Origin of the sequence: Vibrio sp. YQ_11, assembly GCF_043103065.1 — a bacterium.
Taxonomy (GTDB): Bacteria; Pseudomonadota; Gammaproteobacteria; order Enterobacterales; family Vibrionaceae; genus Vibrio; species Vibrio parahaemolyticus.
On record NZ_JBICJM010000005.1, the window covers coordinates 250,307 to 269,424 of the forward strand.

At 46.8% G+C, this 19,118-nt stretch carries 19 protein-coding genes; 10 read left to right on the top strand and 9 right to left on the bottom strand.

What is annotated here, in order from left to right:
* Positions 1-89 precede the first annotated feature (89 nt).
* The 3 genes from ahpC (at position 90) to ACF8EG_RS01615 (ending at position 3,134) form a co-directional block, all read left to right on the top strand.
* The gene (ahpC, locus tag ACF8EG_RS01605) at positions 90-647 is read left to right on the top strand and encodes an alkyl hydroperoxide reductase subunit C (protein ID WP_005395542.1); all 558 of its coding nucleotides are present in this window, start codon (positions 90-92) and stop codon (positions 645-647) included.
* Positions 648-804: 157 nt separating this feature from the next.
* Positions 805-2,373 carry an alkyl hydroperoxide reductase subunit F gene (gene ahpF / locus ACF8EG_RS01610; RefSeq protein WP_020841564.1) on the top strand — a complete coding sequence of 523 codons (1,569 nt, stop codon included), beginning with the start codon at positions 805-807 and terminating at the stop codon, positions 2,371-2,373.
* Between the two features lie 341 nt (positions 2,374-2,714).
* Positions 2,715-3,134: a VOC family protein gene (locus ACF8EG_RS01615; protein WP_065765789.1), complete on the top strand. Its 420-nt coding sequence runs from the start codon at positions 2,715-2,717 to the stop codon at positions 3,132-3,134.
* A gap of 76 nt (positions 3,135-3,210) precedes the next feature.
* Here ACF8EG_RS01615 and ACF8EG_RS01620 read toward each other — a convergent pair whose 3' ends face one another.
* Both ACF8EG_RS01620 and ACF8EG_RS01625 read right to left on the bottom strand, forming a co-directional pair.
* On the bottom strand, positions 3,211-3,750 hold the full coding sequence (locus ACF8EG_RS01620; protein WP_069505551.1) for a CAP domain-containing protein: 540 nt from the start codon (positions 3,748-3,750) through the stop codon (positions 3,211-3,213).
* A 127-nt stretch (positions 3,751-3,877) separates the two neighbouring features.
* A complete protein-coding gene (locus ACF8EG_RS01625) occupies positions 3,878-4,834 on the bottom strand; it encodes a LysR family transcriptional regulator (protein ID WP_069505552.1) in 957 nt (318 codons plus the stop codon).
* A gap of 126 nt (positions 4,835-4,960) precedes the next feature.
* On the opposite strand from ACF8EG_RS01625, the gene ACF8EG_RS01630 reads away from it, so the two are divergent.
* From ACF8EG_RS01630 to ACF8EG_RS01645, 4 genes are all read left to right on the top strand, one after another.
* Positions 4,961-5,647: a DJ-1/PfpI family protein gene (locus ACF8EG_RS01630; protein ID WP_053343549.1), complete on the top strand. Its 687-nt coding sequence runs from the start codon at positions 4,961-4,963 to the stop codon at positions 5,645-5,647.
* 84 nt (positions 5,648-5,731) lie between these two features.
* Positions 5,732-6,217, top strand: a complete 486-nt coding sequence (locus tag ACF8EG_RS01635) for a sigma-70 family RNA polymerase sigma factor (protein WP_069505554.1) — start codon at positions 5,732-5,734, stop codon at positions 6,215-6,217.
* A gap of 165 nt (positions 6,218-6,382) precedes the next feature.
* Positions 6,383-7,078: a VC0807 family protein gene (locus tag ACF8EG_RS01640; protein ID WP_005477491.1), complete on the top strand. Its 696-nt coding sequence runs from the start codon at positions 6,383-6,385 to the stop codon at positions 7,076-7,078.
* 269 nt (positions 7,079-7,347) lie between these two features.
* Positions 7,348-8,433, top strand: coding sequence for a methyl-accepting chemotaxis protein (locus ACF8EG_RS01645; RefSeq protein WP_031851199.1), 1,086 nt, complete (start codon positions 7,348-7,350; stop codon positions 8,431-8,433).
* A gap of 21 nt (positions 8,434-8,454) precedes the next feature.
* Here the strand turns inward: ACF8EG_RS01645 and ACF8EG_RS01650 are convergent, their stop codons facing one another.
* Positions 8,455-9,387: a LysR substrate-binding domain-containing protein gene (locus tag ACF8EG_RS01650; RefSeq protein WP_031851198.1), complete on the bottom strand. Its 933-nt coding sequence runs from the start codon at positions 9,385-9,387 to the stop codon at positions 8,455-8,457.
* A gap of 115 nt (positions 9,388-9,502) precedes the next feature.
* Here ACF8EG_RS01650 and ACF8EG_RS01655 point away from each other — a divergent pair, with 115 nt between their 5' ends.
* On the top strand, positions 9,503-10,816 hold the full coding sequence (locus ACF8EG_RS01655; RefSeq protein ID WP_069505555.1) for a 6-phospho-beta-glucosidase: 1,314 nt from the start codon (positions 9,503-9,505) through the stop codon (positions 10,814-10,816).
* Between the two features lie 48 nt (positions 10,817-10,864).
* Here the strand turns inward: ACF8EG_RS01655 and ACF8EG_RS01660 are convergent, their stop codons facing one another.
* Positions 10,865-11,857 (bottom strand): zinc-dependent alcohol dehydrogenase family protein, encoded by a 993-nt coding sequence (locus ACF8EG_RS01660; RefSeq protein WP_069505558.1) that lies wholly within the window; start codon positions 11,855-11,857, stop codon positions 10,865-10,867.
* Between the two features lie 88 nt (positions 11,858-11,945).
* Positions 11,946-12,761, bottom strand: a complete 816-nt coding sequence (locus ACF8EG_RS01665) for a helix-turn-helix transcriptional regulator (RefSeq protein ID WP_065764669.1) — start codon at positions 12,759-12,761, stop codon at positions 11,946-11,948.
* 111 nt (positions 12,762-12,872) lie between these two features.
* Between ACF8EG_RS01665 and ACF8EG_RS01670 the strand changes: the two genes are divergently transcribed.
* On the top strand, positions 12,873-13,565 hold the full coding sequence (locus ACF8EG_RS01670; RefSeq protein ID WP_069505560.1) for an MOSC domain-containing protein: 693 nt from the start codon (positions 12,873-12,875) through the stop codon (positions 13,563-13,565).
* Between the two features lie 66 nt (positions 13,566-13,631).
* Here the strand turns inward: ACF8EG_RS01670 and ACF8EG_RS01675 are convergent, their stop codons facing one another.
* The 4 genes from ACF8EG_RS01675 to ACF8EG_RS01690 all read right to left on the bottom strand — a co-directional run bounded on the left by ACF8EG_RS01675 (position 13,632) and on the right by ACF8EG_RS01690 (position 18,277).
* Positions 13,632-14,870: a DEAD/DEAH box helicase gene (locus tag ACF8EG_RS01675; RefSeq protein ID WP_065764609.1), complete on the bottom strand. Its 1,239-nt coding sequence runs from the start codon at positions 14,868-14,870 to the stop codon at positions 13,632-13,634.
* A gap of 207 nt (positions 14,871-15,077) precedes the next feature.
* Positions 15,078-16,265, bottom strand: coding sequence for a mannonate dehydratase (gene uxuA / locus ACF8EG_RS01680; protein WP_005461366.1), 1,188 nt, complete (start codon positions 16,263-16,265; stop codon positions 15,078-15,080).
* A 129-nt stretch (positions 16,266-16,394) separates the two neighbouring features.
* Positions 16,395-17,186, bottom strand: a complete 792-nt coding sequence (locus ACF8EG_RS01685; protein WP_053343542.1) for an FCD domain-containing protein — start codon at positions 17,184-17,186, stop codon at positions 16,395-16,397.
* A 107-nt stretch (positions 17,187-17,293) separates the two neighbouring features.
* Positions 17,294-18,277, bottom strand: a complete 984-nt coding sequence (locus ACF8EG_RS01690; protein ID WP_005449968.1) for a TRAP transporter substrate-binding protein — start codon at positions 18,275-18,277, stop codon at positions 17,294-17,296.
* Positions 18,278-18,598: 321 nt separating this feature from the next.
* Here ACF8EG_RS01690 and ACF8EG_RS01695 point away from each other — a divergent pair, with 321 nt between their 5' ends.
* A complete protein-coding gene (locus ACF8EG_RS01695) occupies positions 18,599-19,114 on the top strand; it encodes a TRAP transporter small permease (protein WP_005461368.1) in 516 nt (171 codons plus the stop codon).
* Positions 19,115-19,118 lie beyond the last annotated feature (4 nt).

The following is a 19,118-nucleotide window of genomic DNA, read 5'->3' on the forward strand; positions in this document are numbered from 1 at the left end:
AAGCAATTTTCCTTAAACACAATCCGATGCGAATATACTTTCCGAAAGCAAGAACTGCTCACCCTAAAACATTCTGAGGAAAGTAAAAAATGATTAATACAAAGATCAAACCATTTGCAGCTACAGCATACAAAAACGGCGAATTCGTTGAAGTAACAGAACAAGATGTTCTAGGCAAATGGGCTGTATTCTTCTTCTACCCAGCAGACTTCACATTCGTATGTCCGACAGAACTAGGTGACCTAGCAGACCACTACGAAGAGCTACAAAAACGCGGCGTTGAAGTGTACTCAGTATCAACAGACACACACTTCACTCACAAAGCTTGGCACGATAGCTCAGAAACAATCGGCAAGATCCAGTACTACATGCTTGGCGACCAAACAGGCAACATCACAAACAACTTCGGTGTGATGCGTGAAGGTCAAGGTCTTGCAGACCGTGCAACGTTCCTAATCGACCCAGAAGGTACTATCCAAGCAATGGAAATCACTGCTGAAGGTATCGGTCGTGACGCAGAAGACCTACTACGCAAAGTGAAAGCAGCTCAGTACGTAGCAGCGCACCCAGGCGAAGTTTGCCCAGCGAAATGGAAAGAAGGCGAAGAGACGCTAGCTCCTTCTCTAGACCTAGTAGGCAAAATCTAAGCCACTGAATTTAAGCTCAATTTGACATGCTAATTGACGCTTAACTTAGAGAGCATTCCAGGTTAGATACCTTGACGACCTTCTGCCTGGTTTGCTCTCTCCCTACTGATTTGATCCAGAGTAACCACTCTTTTGTTTATTTAAGGTAACAACAACTATGTTAGACCAAGCGATCCAACAACAACTCAAACAATATCTGGCTAATGTAAAAGAAGACGTTCGTCTAGTGGTTAGTCTAGATGAAAGCAAAGCATCGAATGACATTCTGTCTCTGGCGAACCAAATCGCAGAGATGAGCGACTTTATCACCGTTGAACGTGACGACAACGCAAGCGCACGTAAACCGGTGATGACGGTTACGAACCCAGTAAAAGGCACAGCACTTCGCTTTGCTGGCCTACCAATGGGTCACGAATTTACCTCTCTGGTATTGGCATTACTGCACTCTGGTGGTCATCCAATCAAACTAGAGCCGGAAGTGATTGAACAAATCGCAGCGCTAGATAAAGAGTTGGAAGTTGAAGTGTTCATTTCACTATCGTGCCAAAACTGTCCAGACGTGGTTCAAGCATTCAACATGATGGCGGCGATCAACCCGAAAGTGAAAGCAACCATGATCGACGGTGCACTCTTCCAAGATGAAGTGAAACAACGCGACATCATGGCAGTACCAAGCGTATTCGTAAACGGAGAGCTATTCGGTCAAGGCCGTATGTCTCTAACTGAAATCCTAAACAAAGTGGATGACGGTGCGAGCGAGAAAGCAGCCAAAGCGCTGAGCGAAAAAGACCCATACGACGTACTAGTTGTCGGCGGTGGCCCTGGTGGTAGTGCAGCAGCACTATACGCAGCGCGTAAAGGTATTCGCACTGGCGTTGTCGCTAAACGCTTCGGTGGTCAGGTGATGGACACCATGGCAATCGAGAACTTTATCTCGGTAAAACGTACTGAAGGTCCAAAACTGGCGACTGACCTAGCAGAGCACCTAAAAGAATATGACGTAGACGTCGTGACTGAGCAACAAGCGCAAAAACTGATGGGCGCAGCACACACAGAAGATGGCTTGATTCATATCCAACTTGAAAGCGGCGCAACGCTGAAAAGTAAGAGTGTCATCCTTAGCCCTGGTGCTCGCTGGCGTGAAATGAACGTTCCGGGTGAGCAAGAGTACCGCAACAAAGGCGTCGCGTACTGCCCACACTGTGACGGCCCACTATTCAAAGGCAAGAAAACCGCGGTTATCGGTGGTGGTAACTCAGGCATCGAAGCGGCTATCGACCTAGCAGGTATTGTTGAGCACGTAACCGTTCTTGAATTTGCAGACGTACTTCGCGCAGACCAAGTGCTTATCGACAAAGCGAACTCACTACCAAACATCGACATCATCACGATGGCGCAAACCACAGAAGTAGTAGGTGACGGTACTCGCGTAACAAGCTTGAAGTACAAAGACCGTAACACAGATGAAATCAAAGAGATTGAACTGTCAGGTATCTTTGTCCAAATAGGTCTAGTACCAAACACAGAATGGCTAAAAGATTCAGAAGTAGCGCTTTCTGAGCGCGGCGAAATTGAAGTTGGTAGCCGTGGTGAAACCAGCCTAGAAGGTGTCTTCGCAGCCGGTGACGCAACGACGGTTCCTTACAAACAGATCATCATTGCGATGGGTGAAGGTGCAAAAGCAAGCTTAGGCGCGTTTGACTACCTAATCCGTAAGCAAGGTTAATCTCCAAATTTCTTGAACACAAAGCGCACGGTGCAGTGTTTTCTTCCCCTGAAAACCAATCGGGGCACCGTGTAGAACCGAGTGGCAAGAAAGAAAAGCAAAAACCTAGAAGCCCAAAGACTTTGCCAGCAGGTACTAACTGCTGGCTTTTTTGGTTTTAGGAAGGGTTACATGCACATAACCCAACTCTCAGATTCAAAGTACCAACCCCACCGAACCTCTCCATGCATCAAGACCCAAAGACATCAACACTAAAAATTTTAAAAAGCCCTTTACCTCGACTTAACTTGAGGTTTTAGCATGTTCATCGTTGGCTAGGAAATGACAAAAAGGAGCACATCATGATCCAACTAGAACATATTAATTTAGTCGTGAAAAACATCCCTGAAATGCTGAAGTTTTATCAAACTGCATTTCCACATTGGTACGTGCGTGACGAGGGGGAAGGTACATGGAGCGGCAAGCATAGAAACTGGCTGCACTTTGGCGATGAGTACCAATACATTGCGATGAGTGACCACGGTGAAGGGGAGAACCGCGAGTTGGGCGGCCATCAAGTTGGACTAGCGCATTTTGCTTATGTGACCAACAACGTCGATGCCATCATCAAAAGACTGACCGATGCAGGTTACCCGGTTGCCCAATCCGGGGCTGATGAGCCATACCGCAAGAATGTGTATTTTGTTGACCCTGCAGGTTTTGAGATCGAATTTGTTGAATACCTGACGGATGATCCAAAACTTCGTAACCTGACAAGCTAAAAAGACTTAAATAACAAAACGTCAGCAGATGGTGACTGCTGGCGTTTTAGTTTATCTATCAGGTTTATTTATCGCATTAGCGCTGTTTGGCAAAAACCTGAGTCCAGTAATACCCATAGCTTGCAGAGTGATTTTCGACAAGCGACGCGCCCATCTGATCAAAATCCGCACTCATGATATTGAGGCAGTGACCTTCTCTCGATAACCAAGCATTAACGACGGCGTTGATGGAACTTTGCCCTACGGCGACATTCTCACCAATGGCGCTCCAAGCATAGCCCGTTGCGTTGACTCGATCTGACATATTGCTGCCGTCAGAGCCTGTATGACTCATGAAATCGCTGTTCGCCATGTCGCTTGAGTGTCGATAAGCGGCGCTTTCCAAATCGTAGCTCCAAGTCAGGGCCCCAACAGGTGGCATGGTGGTTGCCCCACACTGCTGTGTAGTAGAGCGAGCACTGTTGACCGCTGCGAGCATTTGCTCGGCAAATGTGCCTTGTGACGATGTGGAACCTGTGTTTTGAGAGCCGTTTTCTACAGGTGCTGACGACTCCCCATCGCCGCCACATGCGCTGAGAAGTAGGGCCAAAGCAGGCACTAAGATCTTAGTTGGCATTGTCTTTCCTTTATGAGTGACGAAGAGCAAACTGCGCTTGTCGATAATAACGCCCAATAACCTAACAAAAACCCATAAAAGCACCATATGGCTTGGAGTGTTTTAACCAAAGACTCACATGAAGTTTTCAATCTCCTTGGTTCGGTTGGTAAATCGGCAACGTTTCAGCCCACGTATGGAATGGCGTTTCATCCATATCCTGTATTGCTTGAGTGATAAAATCGATGAACACCCTCACTCGGGCAGGCACATATTCCCGGTTGGCATAGAGAAGATACACGCCATTTCCTGCTTGGCGCATACTCGGAAATATCGGCACTAAACGCTCAGATTTGAGCCAATCTCTCGCGATAAAGTGAGGAATCTGAGTTAACCCTAAGCCTTCTGCGCAAAGCTCTGCCATGGATTCGCCGTCGTTTACAATAAAATTTCTCTCGGGGTTACACTCACTTGCACCGTCTTGTTCTGGCATCCGAATCGGCAACAGTTTCCCCGTTTGTTTAAAACGAAAACGAACCCAAGAATGGTCATTGAATGCGTCTGGGCCACTCGGAACACCATGCCGCGCTAAGTAATCCTGACTGCCACAAATAATAAAATCGATAGGACTCAGCTGGCGCACAATCAACTGGCTGTCCTGAACAACACCAGATCTAATCGACACATCAATCCCTTGTTCAATAATATCAACGTAGGCGTCATCGTAATGAATATCGATAGTGATACTGGGGTAGCGGCGACAAAACTCTTTTAATAAAGGGCGAATGTAAAGGCGACCGTAGGAGACCGGCACGTTAATCTTAAGCAGTCCTGAAAGCGCATCATTGTGGCTTTTCAATGAATCCTCACACGCCGTCAGTTCGTCCAGTACAAACCTAACGGTATTTGCGTATCGACGACCGGCTTCTGTCAGACGGATCTGTCGCGTAGAACGTTGGAAAAGCTGTATTCCCAAGTCGCTTTCAAGACGATGGATGGCCTTACTCACCGTAGAAGGGTCTGTGCCATACGCTTTGGCGGCCGCAGCAAAACTGCCACCTTCTAAAGTGGCAATAAAAAATCGTAGAGACCGTATCTTATCCATAAAACTCGTGCACTCCATTCGTGAACTTTATTCACTTTAGTAAAGACAAAGTGGCTCTTCAATCACCAATCAGCCCAAATATAATGAATCTCAATAACTTGATGCTCTGTTAGCGAGGAAAAAACGATGGGTAAAAATGGATTAAAGAATGCACTACAACTACTAATAGCGACCTTAGTCCTATTCTTTGGGGTGCTTCAAACGGCACATGCGGCGGATAAACGCATTGGCATTTTGGTTTACGACGGTGTACTGACCTCTGATGTCACTGCGCCTTTAGAGGTCTTTGGCGTCGCAAGTCGTCTCACTTGGTTTAGTGATTATGACGTGCTCACCATTTCCGTCTCCGATCAGAAAACCATCACCACTGAAGAGGGATTAAAAATTGGTGTGGATGCTTGGATTGGCGATCAGCCGGAACTCGACGTGCTGGTTTTAACATCCAGCTACGACATGGATGCACTAATCGAAAACAAGGATCTCATTCACTTTATTCAAACCACATCAAAGGCGGCAGATTGGATGGCAAGTAATTGCTCTGGTGCGTATCTATTGGCCGAGGCTGGCCTTTTAAACGGTAAGAAAGCGACGACGTGGGCAGGAGGTGAAAACGGATTACAAAAAGACTATCCAGCAGTTGATGTACAGGTCGACCAGAATTTTGTGGTTGATGAGGGTGTCATCACCTCAAACGGCAGCCTAGTTAGCTATCAAGCCGCCCTTAAATTGCTGCATCTCATGACTTCAGAATCTAAAGCTCAAGAAGTCGCAGACGCCCTTCAATACTCACGTTTTTCTACCCAGCCATTTTAAGCGGGCAAGGACGAAACCGCAGGTAACCTTCGGTGTTTCAGAGGTTACCTTGCAGCCCACTTCTACACTTCAGGTCTTAATGTTATGGAAAAACAAAAACGTTACGAAACACTGACGAAAGAGCGATACCAAGATATCTATCGTCTCGCATATTGGCTGTGCAAAGATCAACACATTGCTGAAGATTTGGCGCAAGAGACCTTCCTGAAAGCGTGGCGATTCTTTGATCACTTGAATGATCCCAACGCCGAGAAGTCTTGGCTCATCACTATTTTGCGTCGTGAGAATGCTCGGCGCTTTGATAGAAAACAGTTCGATTTTGTCGACATTGATGAGTGTGCAATACAGACAAAAACCTACCCCGGCAGTGACCACGACATGGCCCAAGATTGGCTTCAAAAACAAATGATGATTCTCAAACCCAAATACCGAGAGCCATTGCTCTTGAGCCTAGTGGCTGGGCTGAATCATGATGAGATTGCTCAAGTATTAGAGCTTAATCACAACACCGTGGCGACTCGATTATTCAGAGCACGCAATCAGATCATTGCGCAGAGGGAGCGCGATTAAGACACAAAAAAGTAGTCAATAATGTCAACTAACTGGCTATGCTCCGGTCTATTTCATAAGTCGTTACATAACTTGGTGCGTTAACGCTTTACATCTGGCGTTACTGGATGAACACTTCCACCCAAAGTACAATGGCAGCCGACATAATAGAGTCAGTAGGAAATTATGAGTAACACGACGGCGAAAAAGTCGAATCCCCTATTTGAGATCCTTTTTAACGTATTCATCCCTTCGTTCATCTTGATGAAATACAGTGGCGAAGAGCACCTAGGAACCGCAATGGCACTGGTTGTCGCTTTGCTCTTTCCTGTGGTTTACGGCGGTATGGATCTCATCCGCAACAAGAAGTTTAATTTTATCTCAGCACTTGGTTTTATCAGCGTATTATTAACTGGCGGCATTGGCTTGTTGGAGCTTGATACTCGCTGGTTAGCCTTGAAAGAAGCCTTGATTCCCGGCCTGATTGGCATCGCGGTATTGGGCTCCACTTTTACCCGCTACCCATTGATGCAAAAAATGGTATTGAACGACACGGTTTTGAACCTCGCGTTGATTAACGAGCGTTTGAGAGAAAATGGTAAAACCGATGCGTTCGAACGTTGCCTAATGTCTTCGAACTACTTGTTCGCAAGCACCTTTGCATTCTCATCTGCAATGAACTACTTCCTTGCTACGTGGATCGTCACCAGTCCATCAGGCACCGCGGCCTTCAATGAAGAGCTCGGTAAGTTGACACTTTACAGCTACCCGATGATCGCCATTCCTAGCATGTTGATGATGTTTGGTATTTTTTACTACATTTGGCGTCAAATTCGCGCGATGACGTCTCTTGAAACTGAACAAATTTTCCACATAAAGTAAAACCTCAGCACTCGAAATACTAAGGGGAAGAGCCCTCTTCCCCTATCTTCCACCCGCCCTTTTCTATTCCATAGCTTTCCATTTAGATTCACTCATCCGTCACTCAGTGTTGACCACGTTCACATTGATAGGGGCGACTTTCGCTCTTTTTATGAAAACCCACATAAAAAATGTGACAAAAATGAACAAGTATATGAAAGTCATGGTGCATTGCTTATCCAACTGATTTAACATGAATTTTTTAAAACCTTGCTGCATTTATAAAAAACATGTTCGGATCAAAAAAATTAAAAATGGAAAATGAGGCGCTTAAGCAGGAATTAGCGAGCCTTAAAGACAAGTACCAAACCGACGTTGAGACGTTGGAACGTCAGTTAAAAGAAGCCAAACAACTACTGAATACAGCGCAACAGCGTTACGAAAGTAGCGACGAGTTGATGTCGAGCAGCTTGAAAGGCGGAGATATGCTCCAAACCATTCGCACAGCGATGGTCGAAAGCGCTCAATCTATGGCGCATGAAAACGAAGAGCTAAAGCTGCTTGATGATATGTTCAAGCAAACACATCAAGCACTCGCACGTCTGGATGACCGAGCCGTAAAAATCAGCTCACAAGCCACTCAAAGCATTGAATCTGTGCAGATATTAGATAACACCGCGACTTCTATTTCCCACCTTGTATCTACTATCCAAGAGATTTCTGACCAAACGAACTTATTGGCTCTCAACGCAGCGATTGAGGCTGCACGCGCTGGTGAAGCAGGCCGCGGATTTGCCGTGGTGGCGGACGAGGTAAGAAATTTGGCAGGCAAAGCCAGTGAAGCGAGCGAACAAATTGATTCGCTGGTTAATCAGGTGCTAACCCAAGTCAGCTCAATCAAAAGCGCGATTGATGAAAACCAAATCTGCGCAGAAGAAGTATCCGCCTCTTCGGCGCAAATTGGCTCAATCGTTAACGAGGTGGTTGTCAAATCAGAGCACATGAAACGGGTGATCCACTTTGCGTCTACCCGCTCTTTCCTCGATACGGTCAAGCTTGATCATGCCATTTGGAAAAACAACATCTATCGCTTGCTGCAAAGTGGCTCTTTTGGTGAAACCGTCAATAGCCATTCAGAATGTCGATTGGGCCAGTGGTACTACCGAGGTGACGGCAAAGCATATAGCCAACTAAGAAGCTACGCGCAGCTCGAAGCGCCACACAAAGGTGTGCACGATAGCGGCCGTGATGCAATGAACTGCGCGAAGTCAGGAAATATGGCCGGCATGGTGACTTCCATCAACTCGATGGAAGAGGCGAGTGAGCAAGTGGTGATTCACATTGACCGCTTGATGGATGAAATCATCGTAAACTAAGGCTTATGCCTCCCTTTGTTTTTATTGCGATGCAAGGGGAGGTAGCTGCGTTTCTAGCCATTCGATAAACGCCGCATTTTTCGGTCTGTGCTGCTGGCCATTTAAACAAATCAAATCGTACCCTCTCCCAGCATTTACGCGTTCAAAAGGCGCGACCAGTTCACCCTTTTCCAAACTGGTTTGCACCAAAGACGCCCGCGCCATTGCGATGCCCATGCTGTTTTTGGCGGCAATCATCGCCATATCGGCATGGTTAAAAAGGTAGGTTTTCTCCATCACTTTGAGCGATTTCAGCTCAGGGTTGCTTTGGCTTGCTAACCAGCTCTGCCATTCATGATTTGGCTCGTTTGCTTCTAACGATTCAGTGCAATGAATAAAGGTCACGGTCTCAAATTGGCTGGCACTACTCACGCCATTGGAGAAATGTGTTTGGCTGTATTCAGGGCTACAAACCGGCATCAACTCTTCATCAAAAAGCCTTTGATGATGGAAACCCGGATGCTCGCTGTCACTGTAGTAAATTGCAATATCAACGGGCTCATGTAAGAAATCTAATCGGCTTGCCTTTACTCGAAGCTTGATATTGAGAGAAGGATACAAACGCTGAAATTCCACCATACGCGGCAATAACCAGCTCTGTGCAAACGTAGGGGCCACGCCGATGTAAAGCTCGCCACGCAGCTCGTTGAATTTGATGTCTTCAAGTTCAGAGAAAATCACCTCAAACGATTGGTTAAGCGCGTGCAGTAATCGCTCACCTTCTTTGGTCAGTTCTAATCGCCGAGTCATACGCACAAACAAGCTGAAACCCAGTTGTTCTTCCAGTGACTTAATGCGTTGGCTCACTGCCCCTTGGGTTATAAACAACTCTTCAGCGGCTTTGGTAAAACTGAGGCACTTACCAGCAACGGCGAAAGTGTACATGTTAGAGAGCATCTGCTGTTTTCTGTCCATCTTGGCACTCAACATAAATTAGAAAGGCTAATGCATAGCAAGTTTAAATTGGTTTGTATAGCGAATCACGATGCTTTTAAATCAAACTGTCTTATCCATAACGAGAAACAGCACGATGAAAAAGAATCTAAAAATTACCATTATTGGCGCAGGCTCCAGTTACACGCCTGAGCTTATCGAAGGTCTCATCAAGCGCAATCATGAACTGCCTATCGGCGAGCTGTGGTTGGTCGATATTGAGGATGGCAAAGAAAAAGTCAGCATCATTGGCGATTTAACGCGCCGTATGTTGGCGAAAAACAACCTGTCTCATATTGATGTTCACGTCACGCTGGATCGCAAACCCGCATTAAAAGACGCCGATTTTGTCTGTTCTCAATTTCGCACAGGTTGTTTGGAAGGTCGCATCCGCGATGAACGCATCTCGCTTAAATACGGCATGATCGGTCAGGAGACCAATGGTTTAGGCGGTTTTGCTAATGCCTGTCGCACCATTCCTATTGCGTTGGAAATCTGTAAAGAGATGGAAGAATTGTGTCCTGACGCTTGGCTGCTGAACTTTACTAATCCATCGGGCATGGTGACCGAAGCGATTCTCAAGCACACCAACGTAAAAGCGGTTGGTTTGTGTAACGTGCCAGTGATCATGCAAAAAGGCATCGCGCAAATGCTGGGGGCTGACGAGCAAGACTTTGTATTGCAAGTCGCGGGTTTGAACCACTTTATCTGGGCGCGCCAGATCCTGCATGAAGGTCACGATAAGCTACAAGAGGTGGTTGAAGCGATCTTATCGGGAAACGATCCTCTCGTTCCGCAAAACATTCCTCCATTCAAATGGCCAACAGAACTGCTGCGCAATATGGGGATGATTCCATGCGCATACCTTCGCTACTACTACACCAGCGAAGACATCATGAAGCAGGAAATTGAAGAAGCGAACGGCGAAGGCACACGCGGCGAAGTGGTCAAAGCGATGGAGAAACGTCTGTTCGATATCTACCGCAACCCAGAGCTTAACGAGAAACCAAAAGAACTCGAAAAGCGCGGTGGCCAATATTACTCAGAAGCAGCCTGTGAGCTGATGAGCTCTATCTACAACGACAAGCGCACCATCATGCACGTGAACACTCGCAACAACGGCGCGATTGCGGGCTTGCCGGACGACTGCACTGTGGAAGTCAGCTGTATGATCACTAAATCAGGGCCAGTCGCTTTGAATGTTGCGCCGTTCCCAATAGATACGCTGCGCCTGATTCAATTGATGAAGGATTTTGAATCACTCACTGTCGAAGCCGCGGTCACTGGCAACCGCAATGCCGCGCACCGAGCGTTGATTCTGAACCCACTGGTCACAACAGGAACGATTCTAGAGCAGGCATTGGAAGAGACCATTCAAGCGAACCTCGATTACATGCCGCAGTTTCGCTAAGCCCAATTAAAACGCAAAAGGGAGGGCGAGTGCCATCCCTTTTTGTGTTCACATGGTTAGAATAATCTTGCCACTCCGCGCTAGTGATTTTTCTTCAATTTGTTCAATCGCAGTTTGAAATGCTTCTAACGGTAAGTAGTGTGCAACTGCGAGCTTTATATCATTGGCAATAAAGTGTTTTAACATTTCAGCGAATACCGTCTTTCTCCCGCCTTTGCCTACCGATTCTTCCCAATACCGCAAAAAGAAGGTACTAAAGTCGATGTTGTTGGCCTTCATGGACTCAAAAAACACGGGCGTATAAGGCGCTAACGACAATGTTCCGTAGTTGATGTATTGGCCATTTTCTTTCAAGGTACGAATGAGATCTGTGCCAGCCTCACCGCCTATCGCATCCAAAGCGACCGTTGGTTGTGGCAGTTTGCGCGTTTGCAGTTGCGCGTGTAAGTCTTTCTTCGCGTCCAACACTGGAATTGTATCGTACGGATACTCTTCTGGCTTTGAAGTCACAGCAATCAGTGTAAAACCCAGTGAATGAGCGAGCTGGGCAAATATCTTACCGATCGCTGACCCTGCCGCATTGATGATCACCACATCACTTTTGTTCAACTTAACCACTTTAGTGGTGATAACCCACGCGGTTAGCGCGTTGATGTACAACTGGCAGGCATAGCCGTTATCCAAACTTTCAGGTAGCGGAAAAAGATTCTCGGGCGAAGCATCGATGTAGTATTGCCAAGTACCACTCATCGCCACCAACACTTTTTGCCCAACTTGAAAGCCAGTGTAACCGACAGCACTGACTTCCACCACACGCCCAACCGCTTCAAATCCCGGCACGCGAGGTGGTACGTGAACGCGGCGGTATTGCCCAACACCATGAATGGAAAGCAAGTCACTTGGGTTAATATTGGTGGCTTCCAGTCGCACCCGAACCTTGCCCTGAGCAAGCGGTTTTAGGGGCACTTTTTCCAACGACAGCGACGTTTTGGGTTGACCAAAACAGAATTGATTAACTCGTGTATTTATCGTTGGTGCCATTGTTATTCATACCATGTAATTGAAATTAAAAAGGGACGTTTCTTGGCTTCTTCTCAAAAGCATTAAGTGAAGTCGAAGATCTGTATTTCTACCTGCGCGATGCGCCGTTCACTCTAAACTGTTGTGGCGTCATATCAAAATAGGCTTTAAATGCTTTGATGTAGGATGAGTCGTTTTGATAACCCACTAGGTCTGCAATGGCTTGGATTGGCAACGATTCATCTAACAAAGAAAGCGAGTAAATCAGCCGAATTTGTTGCCGCCAAAGCAGAAATGAAGTGTTGAATTCCTTGGCGAACAACCGTGATAAAGTGCGCTCAGACGCCCCAATTTTCTCCCCCCACTCTTTTAGCGAACAGCTCGACGCGGGCTCGTCAGTCAACTGCTCGAAAATCAGTTTTAATCGTCTGTCTTGTGGCAGCAATAACTGAAATGTCTGCACGTTGCTTTTCAAAATTTGATCATGCAACACCGCCAGCAAATGCAGCACTTCTTCGTGGCTTGTCTCACCTTCACACTGTCTGCGGATCTCTTGTAAAAGCTCATTTAAAAACGGCGTTAGAGCAATGGTTCTCACTTGTGGCTCGTACGTTGCGCCAAACTCAGGGTTGAGGTAAATGCCAACAAATATCGTGTTGCTTAGAGCAATCGACTCGTGTTGAACACCCGCAGGAACAAATAACGCAGAAGTGTGCGGAACCAAATGCTGATAATGCTCCGTTTGTGTTTGCAATAACCCTTTAATAGGAAAGATGATTTGATGCCAAGTGTGTTGATGCAGCGCATCAATGTAACCTTTTGGCATGTCGATGGTTTTCACCAAAACAGGAGAATGGGGATTCGCGGCCATCATCTCATTGGAGGTGATGACGCCTGACTTCGAATCAATTTGGCGAGTTAGCATTGTTGATTGTCTTTTCATCCCTATTCCGACATAAGTTCTCTAGGCTATCATGCTCCGCATCGTGAATGAAGGTAAACACTTTATCTCTCATTCAAATAATAAGGAGGTTACATGAAGAAAATCGGCGTCGTAAAAGCTGTGCTAGCAGGGAAAACCGTCCCTTATGCCCATGGAGCGCAAAGCGCAATCAACAAACAAGTGCTGCCTGAGCGCCAGCACGCAACAGAGCTTGGTTTTACCAGTGATGAGCAAGGTGATCCGCGCTTTCATGGTGGCATTCAAAAAGCGCTTCATATTTACCCAAGCGAACACTACCCAATCTGGCAACAAGAATTAGGCGAAAGAACCATTTTCCAATCCGCCGGCGGCTTTGGCGAAAACATCAGCTCCGAAGGCGTAACCGAATCCACGATTTGCTTGAAAGATAAAATTCGCATTGGCTCAACACTACTGGAAGTGTCGCAAGGTCGCATGCCTTGTTGGAAACTTAACGTACGCTTTGACCAACACGACATGGCGAGAAGACTGCAAGATACGCTTCGAACAGGCTGGTATTTCCGAGTGCTGGAAGAAGGCGATATCGGTGCAGGTGACGAGATTATTCTGTGCGAAAGACCTTATCCAGAATGGCCACTGGCTCGCATCATGGGCGCGGTTTTCACTGGCTGCCTGGATAAAGCAGAGCTAAGCCAACTGGCAGAACTGCCATTGGTTGAATCTTGGGGCAAGTTGGTCGAGCGCCGCCTAGAAACCGGCGAAGTTGAAGATTGGGAAATGCGCTTGATTGGCCCAACGGCGGGTTAACACCCCAAAGTAAAATTTTAAGCCACGCTCTGAACCGACTATGCCGTCAAGAGCGTGTTTTTTGGTTTACTTCGCACTCGGGGCTGGGCGTTTCGACTTACCTTGGAACTGCTTAATGCTCTTCTTAGCATTAGTTCGGCGGTTGGCTTTTTTATCGCGTGGCGCGCGTTTGCTCTCGCCAGTTGATGGCTTATCCGTTACTGGAAAACCAACCAGATCTTGCACTGGCAATGCACGTTGAGTCAGGTGACGAATCGCGTTTAGTGCATCCATTTCACCATGACATACCAATGACATCGCCACACCTTGTTCGCCTGCGCGAGCGGTACGTCCTACTCGGTGAACATAAGTTTCTGCATGCATTGGCAGTTCAAAGTTGATCACTACAGGTAATTGCTCAATGTGAATGCCGCGCGCTAGTAGATCGGTGGCAATCAACACCTGAATTTGCCCAGATTTAAACTGCGCCAGTGCTTCTTCTCGCTCATCTTGACTCTTATTGCCATGCAGCGCATTGGTTGAGATGCCCGCTTTATTCAGTTTCTTCGCTAAGCCATCGGCGTTCTCTTTCGCACCAATAAAGACTAATGCCTGAGTCCACGCGTTTTTTTGAATCAGTTCAATCAATGCCTTGGTTTTACTGCCTTTGTTGACGAGGTACAGCGTTTCAGAAATATCTTGGTTGGTGCTGTTTTCTTGATGCGCTGCGACTTGCTTTGGTGCCTGCATAAGCAGCTTCGCTTTACCCTTCAACTCATCTGAAAACGTTGCGGAGAACATTGCGGTTTGGCGCTGGTTTGAAATCAGCCCCGCAATATTTTGCACGTCAGGCCAAAAGCCCATATCCAACAAACGATCCGCCTCATCCAGCACTAGGTAGTGGATATTGCTTAAGTCTAAACCGTCTTTTGCCAGATCAACCAAACGACCTGTCGTCGCGACAAGGATATGAGGATTTGTCGCTAGCGCCTGCTGTTGTTGCTCTTTATCAACGCCGCCACACAAACACACTGCGTTGAGTTCAAGAACTTGACCAACTTGGTTAATTGCTTCACTCACTTGCATTGCCAGCTCACGAGTTGGCACAAGAATCAGCGCTTTTTGCTCTGGATTGACACCCAGCTTTTCCAACAAAGGCAAACCATAAGCAAGGGTTTTGCCGCTGCCTGTATTTGCCAAAGCCAATAGATCTTGACCAGCCAACAGCTCAGGAATGGCCAACGCTTGAATATCGGTCGGTTTCTTGAAGTCTTTTGGCAGTGCGTGAATCAGCTCAGAACTCAATGAGAGAGTAGAAAATGGCATTAGCGAAACCTTGTACTTTTGGTTGAAGAAGCAATAAAAACAATGAAGATGCGGTAAAACGCAGGCGCGGACTTTATCACAATCTGTTAGGTGAGCCATCCTATTTTAGGCGCTTAAACCAAGCGGCGCCGATGCAAATCTTCAGAAAACAAAAAAGCGCCGAGCCGAAACCCTGCGCTTTTAAAAACGGTTTTACATTGTAAATCGCTACTTAGTGTAGAAAGCGCGTTTTAGTGCCATCTCTAGACCACGCACTTCTGCAAGACCTTTCAAACGACCAATAGCGGAGTAGCCTGGGTTGGTTTTCTTCTTCAGGTCATCCAGCATTTGGTGGCCGTGATCCGGGCGCATTGGGATCAAACGATGGTCGCCCACTTCTGCGCGACGTTGTTCTTCATCCAGAATCGCCATCACCACGTTGTACATATCCACATCGCCATCCAGGTGCGCCGCTTCGTGGAACGTCATCGGGTTACTTTCTTCGCGTTTGGTGGAACGCAAGTGGGTGAAGTAAATACGCTCGCCGTGCTTTTTGATCATCTTCACTAAGTCGTTGTCACCACGCACACCGTAAGAGCCGGTACACATGGTCAAACCGTTCATTTTGCTTGGCACTTTTTCGGTCAACCAATCAATATCTTCGATGGTTGAAACGATACGCGGCAAGCCAAGAATTGGGCGCGGTGGATCGTCTGGGTGCACCGCGAGTTTCAAGCCGTGCGCCTCACACACAGGCATTAGTTGCGACAAGAAATACGCCATATGCTCACGCAGTTTGTCTTTGCTAATGCCCGCGTAGCGGTCGAGTTGCGCTTGGAACTCTTCCAAGGTGTAGCCTTCTTCTGCGCCCGGCAAGCCTGCAATAATGTTGCTGGTGAGCTGCTGGATTTGCGCTTCAGACATGTTATTGAAGTATTCCAATGCCTGCGCTTGTTCAGCTTCGGTGTAATCCGCTTCCGCGCCCGGACGTTTAAGAATGTGCAGCTCAAATGCCGCAAAGGCGATTTGGTCAAAACGCAGCGCTTTAGAGCCATCTGGCATTTCAAATTCTAAGTCGGTGCGCGTCCAATCAAGCACGGGCATAAAGTTGTAGCAAACGGTGTCGATACCGCACTCTGCAAGGTTGCGCAGAGTTTGCTTGTAGTTGTCTATCCATTGTTGGAAGTTGCCTGTCTGAGTTTTGATTTCTTCGTGAACAGGAACACTTTCAACCACCGACCACGTTAAGCCTTTCTCTTCGATGATGGCTTTACGTTTTAAAATCTCTTCTTTAGACCACACTTCACCATTTGGAATGTGATGCAAGGCATTCACAATGCCTGTTGCGCCAGCTTGACGAATATCGTCTAGCGACACAGGGTCATTCGGACCGTACCAACGCCAAGTTTGTTCCATGACACTCACCTTTTTTAAGACGCACTCAGCCCGCTCGAATTTATCAAGCTAAGTGCACAACGACTTCTTAATATGCAGCCACGATAATGCAGCTGCGCTGACTAGAGCCGACCGAAGCCGGCAATGTGGTTAACCGTTTTCAGCGCCCTGCAGAACAACAGGGTTGGAGCTGAATAAGTAACCATCAAAATTTGGGTCATCGATGTCAGACAGCTCCAACAGGCGCTGTTTAACGTTTTCAAGGTGTTGCCACATGGCATTTTTTGCAGCGATAGGATCTTTACGCTGCAATGCGGCGAGGATTTTGGCGTGATCGTCTAACCACTCTTCACGGTAGTCTTGACCAGCAATGTGAGAATGAAGTTTCTTCCACATTGGGCTGCTCTCGCGTCGCTCCCAAGATTGCTTCAACATGTCCACCAGCACAGAGTTTTGAGTTGCCTCTGCAATGCACATGTGAAACTTCTCATCACCGTTGCAATCTGCGGTGCCACTGGCAAGTTCTTCTCGTTCTAACTCAAGGGCTGCACGCATTTTCACGATGTCGCCTGGCGTTACTTGCATCGCTGCAAATTCCGCAATGTTACTTTCAAGCAACTGGCGAGCTTGGAGCATTTCAAACGGACCGGCATCATCGCTGATCACGTTCTCACGGGAGTTCGGTTGAGATGGAATATTGATGACATACACCCCAGAACCTTTCTTCACTTCGACAAGGTTTTCCAGCTCCAGCATGATGATCGCTTCACGCACTACTGTGCGGCTAACGTCGAGACGTTCTGCGATATCGCGCTCAGGCGGCAGCCTATCTCCGACCACGTAACGGCCATTGATAAGTTCTTGTCTAAGGATTAAACCTATCTCTTGATACGGTCTTTTCGGTTCAAAAGGCATCATGATGATATTATCACTATATTCCATCTAACTTCTCACGCCATCATAACGACCAATAACAATTGGTCAACCTCTATGTACCAGAATGTGGTAACACCTTGTTTTCGATTGTTTATTACTAATTACTTTGTGAATTACTTAACTGCTTTGATCTTCTCAACCAGTTCATTTAATTCAGGATTTGTCTTTTCTAAGTCCGCGTACATTGGTTGAACCGCTTCAACGAATGCCGCTTTATTTGGTTCAACAAAAGTTACGCCCATCTTTTCAGCTTTTGTACGCTCTTTTGCTTCTGACTCAGCCCACAATTTCTTCATGTATTCAGATGAGTCTGCTGCTGCTTTCATCAGTGCTTTTTGCTGCTCAGGTGTTAGCTTGTCGTACGTTTTAGTCGAAATAACCAATACGTCTGGCACCATGGTGTGCTCGTCTAGGCTGAAGTATTTCGATACCTCACTGTGACGGCTCAAGCTAAATGATGGGATGTTGTTTTCCGCAGCATCCACCACGCCTTGTTGTAATGCTGTGTATAGCTCACCGTATGCCAATGGTGTCGGGTTACCACCTAACGCTTTTACCATCGCAATAGCAGATGGGCTCGGCTGTACACGTACTTTCAGACCTTTTAGATCTTCCGGCGTATTGATTGGTTTGTTGGTGTAAAAGCTACGTGCGCCCGCATCGTAGTAAGTCACACCAATAAAGCCGCTGTCCGCTGAAGAATTCAGGATTTCACGACCCACTTCCCCGTCTGTCACTTTGTAGTAGTGGTCTTTATCGCGGAACAAGTAAGGCATGTTGAATGCTGCGTAAGCAGGGGAGAAAGCTTCCAATTCTGCCGCGTTGCTCTTCACCATATCCAGAGCACCGTTTTGCATCAGCTCCATCGATTCACGCTGAGTGCCTAACTGCGCATCAGGGTAGATACGGATACGAACTTCCCCGTCTGTCATTTCACGAACTTCTTTTGCCATAAAGTCCATTGCTTTATGTACTGCATGGTCACGAGGGTGGTTGTGACTTAGCTTCAAAGTGGTCGCAGCATAAGCAGAAGCAGTGGCGCCGAAGGTCATTGCAGCACCTACTACAGCGCTTAAAAGAGTCTTACGCGTCATCATTGTTCTATTCTCCTTGGATTGGTTATCCAATATGTAGGGTAGTTTTAATTTTTCACGGTATTTCTTGTTTCGAGGTCATTATTGGCGATCGAAAAACCTATCGTCAAAACAAAAAAGCAAATTGATTGACCAAAATCACACTAATTACCCTTAAATTGGTTAACCAATTCATTTGTGAAGCTGCTCACGTGACAACCAAATCGCCTAACTTATAATCCACTCAGAACAACATGCCTATTTTGAGACCCTACACAAATACGCTCGCCCACATTGGTAAACCAATTGTTATGCAGTCCGCGTGTTTACTTTAAGGAAATGAAAATGAATAAACTGGTCACGTATATCAACAGGGGGTTGGCAGCATTTACTGTCTCTCTTTCGACCTTTCTTGTCTTCTGCGTGGTTTGGCAGGTGCTTTCACGCTACGTACTCGGTAAACCAAGCACCGTCACGGATGAACTGGCTCGCTATCTCTTTATGTGGGTGGCGCTTATTGGTGCCGCTTACACCACAGGTCTCAAACGTCACCTCGCCATTGACCTTTTGACGATGAAACTCAAAGGCAAGAAAAAACTGGTGAATGAAATCGTCATCCAAGTGGCCATTGCGCTCTTCTCTTATGTGGTGTTGGTCCACGGCGGAACACAATTAGCACTCAAAACATTGGCCACTGGCCAGCTAACCCCAGCATTGGGCTTAGAGATGGGCTACATCTATTTCTGCCTGCCTATCAGTGGCGCACTGATGATCTTTTATTCCGTGATTTTCGCTTATGAGCGCGTCAAACAATTAATGTCTGGTGAAACCCTAGTCACCGACTCACAACTTGATTCTTAGAGGG

Coding starts and splice junctions, on each gene's coding strand:
- ahpC (WP_005395542.1), top strand. CDS start 90: ATGATTAATACAAAGATCAAACCATTTGCAGCTACAGCATACAAAAAC.
- ahpF (WP_020841564.1), top strand. CDS start 805: ATGTTAGACCAAGCGATCCAACAACAACTCAAACAATATCTGGCTAAT.
- ACF8EG_RS01615 (WP_065765789.1), top strand. CDS start 2,715: ATGATCCAACTAGAACATATTAATTTAGTCGTGAAAAACATCCCTGAA.
- ACF8EG_RS01620 (WP_069505551.1), bottom strand. CDS start 3,750: ATGCCAACTAAGATCTTAGTGCCTGCTTTGGCCCTACTTCTCAGCGCA.
- ACF8EG_RS01625 (WP_069505552.1), bottom strand. CDS start 4,834: ATGGATAAGATACGGTCTCTACGATTTTTTATTGCCACTTTAGAAGGT.
- ACF8EG_RS01630 (WP_053343549.1), top strand. CDS start 4,961: ATGGGTAAAAATGGATTAAAGAATGCACTACAACTACTAATAGCGACC.
- ACF8EG_RS01635 (WP_069505554.1), top strand. CDS start 5,732: ATGGAAAAACAAAAACGTTACGAAACACTGACGAAAGAGCGATACCAA.
- ACF8EG_RS01640 (WP_005477491.1), top strand. CDS start 6,383: ATGAGTAACACGACGGCGAAAAAGTCGAATCCCCTATTTGAGATCCTT.
- ACF8EG_RS01645 (WP_031851199.1), top strand. CDS start 7,348: ATGTTCGGATCAAAAAAATTAAAAATGGAAAATGAGGCGCTTAAGCAG.
- ACF8EG_RS01650 (WP_031851198.1), bottom strand. CDS start 9,387: ATGGACAGAAAACAGCAGATGCTCTCTAACATGTACACTTTCGCCGTT.
- ACF8EG_RS01655 (WP_069505555.1), top strand. CDS start 9,503: ATGAAAAAGAATCTAAAAATTACCATTATTGGCGCAGGCTCCAGTTAC.
- ACF8EG_RS01660 (WP_069505558.1), bottom strand. CDS start 11,857: ATGGCACCAACGATAAATACACGAGTTAATCAATTCTGTTTTGGTCAA.
- ACF8EG_RS01665 (WP_065764669.1), bottom strand. CDS start 12,761: ATGCTAACTCGCCAAATTGATTCGAAGTCAGGCGTCATCACCTCCAAT.
- ACF8EG_RS01670 (WP_069505560.1), top strand. CDS start 12,873: ATGAAGAAAATCGGCGTCGTAAAAGCTGTGCTAGCAGGGAAAACCGTC.
- ACF8EG_RS01675 (WP_065764609.1), bottom strand. CDS start 14,870: ATGCCATTTTCTACTCTCTCATTGAGTTCTGAGCTGATTCACGCACTG.
- uxuA (WP_005461366.1), bottom strand. CDS start 16,265: ATGGAACAAACTTGGCGTTGGTACGGTCCGAATGACCCTGTGTCGCTA.
- ACF8EG_RS01685 (WP_053343542.1), bottom strand. CDS start 17,186: ATGGAATATAGTGATAATATCATCATGATGCCTTTTGAACCGAAAAGA.
- ACF8EG_RS01690 (WP_005449968.1), bottom strand. CDS start 18,277: ATGATGACGCGTAAGACTCTTTTAAGCGCTGTAGTAGGTGCTGCAATG.
- ACF8EG_RS01695 (WP_005461368.1), top strand. CDS start 18,599: ATGAATAAACTGGTCACGTATATCAACAGGGGGTTGGCAGCATTTACT.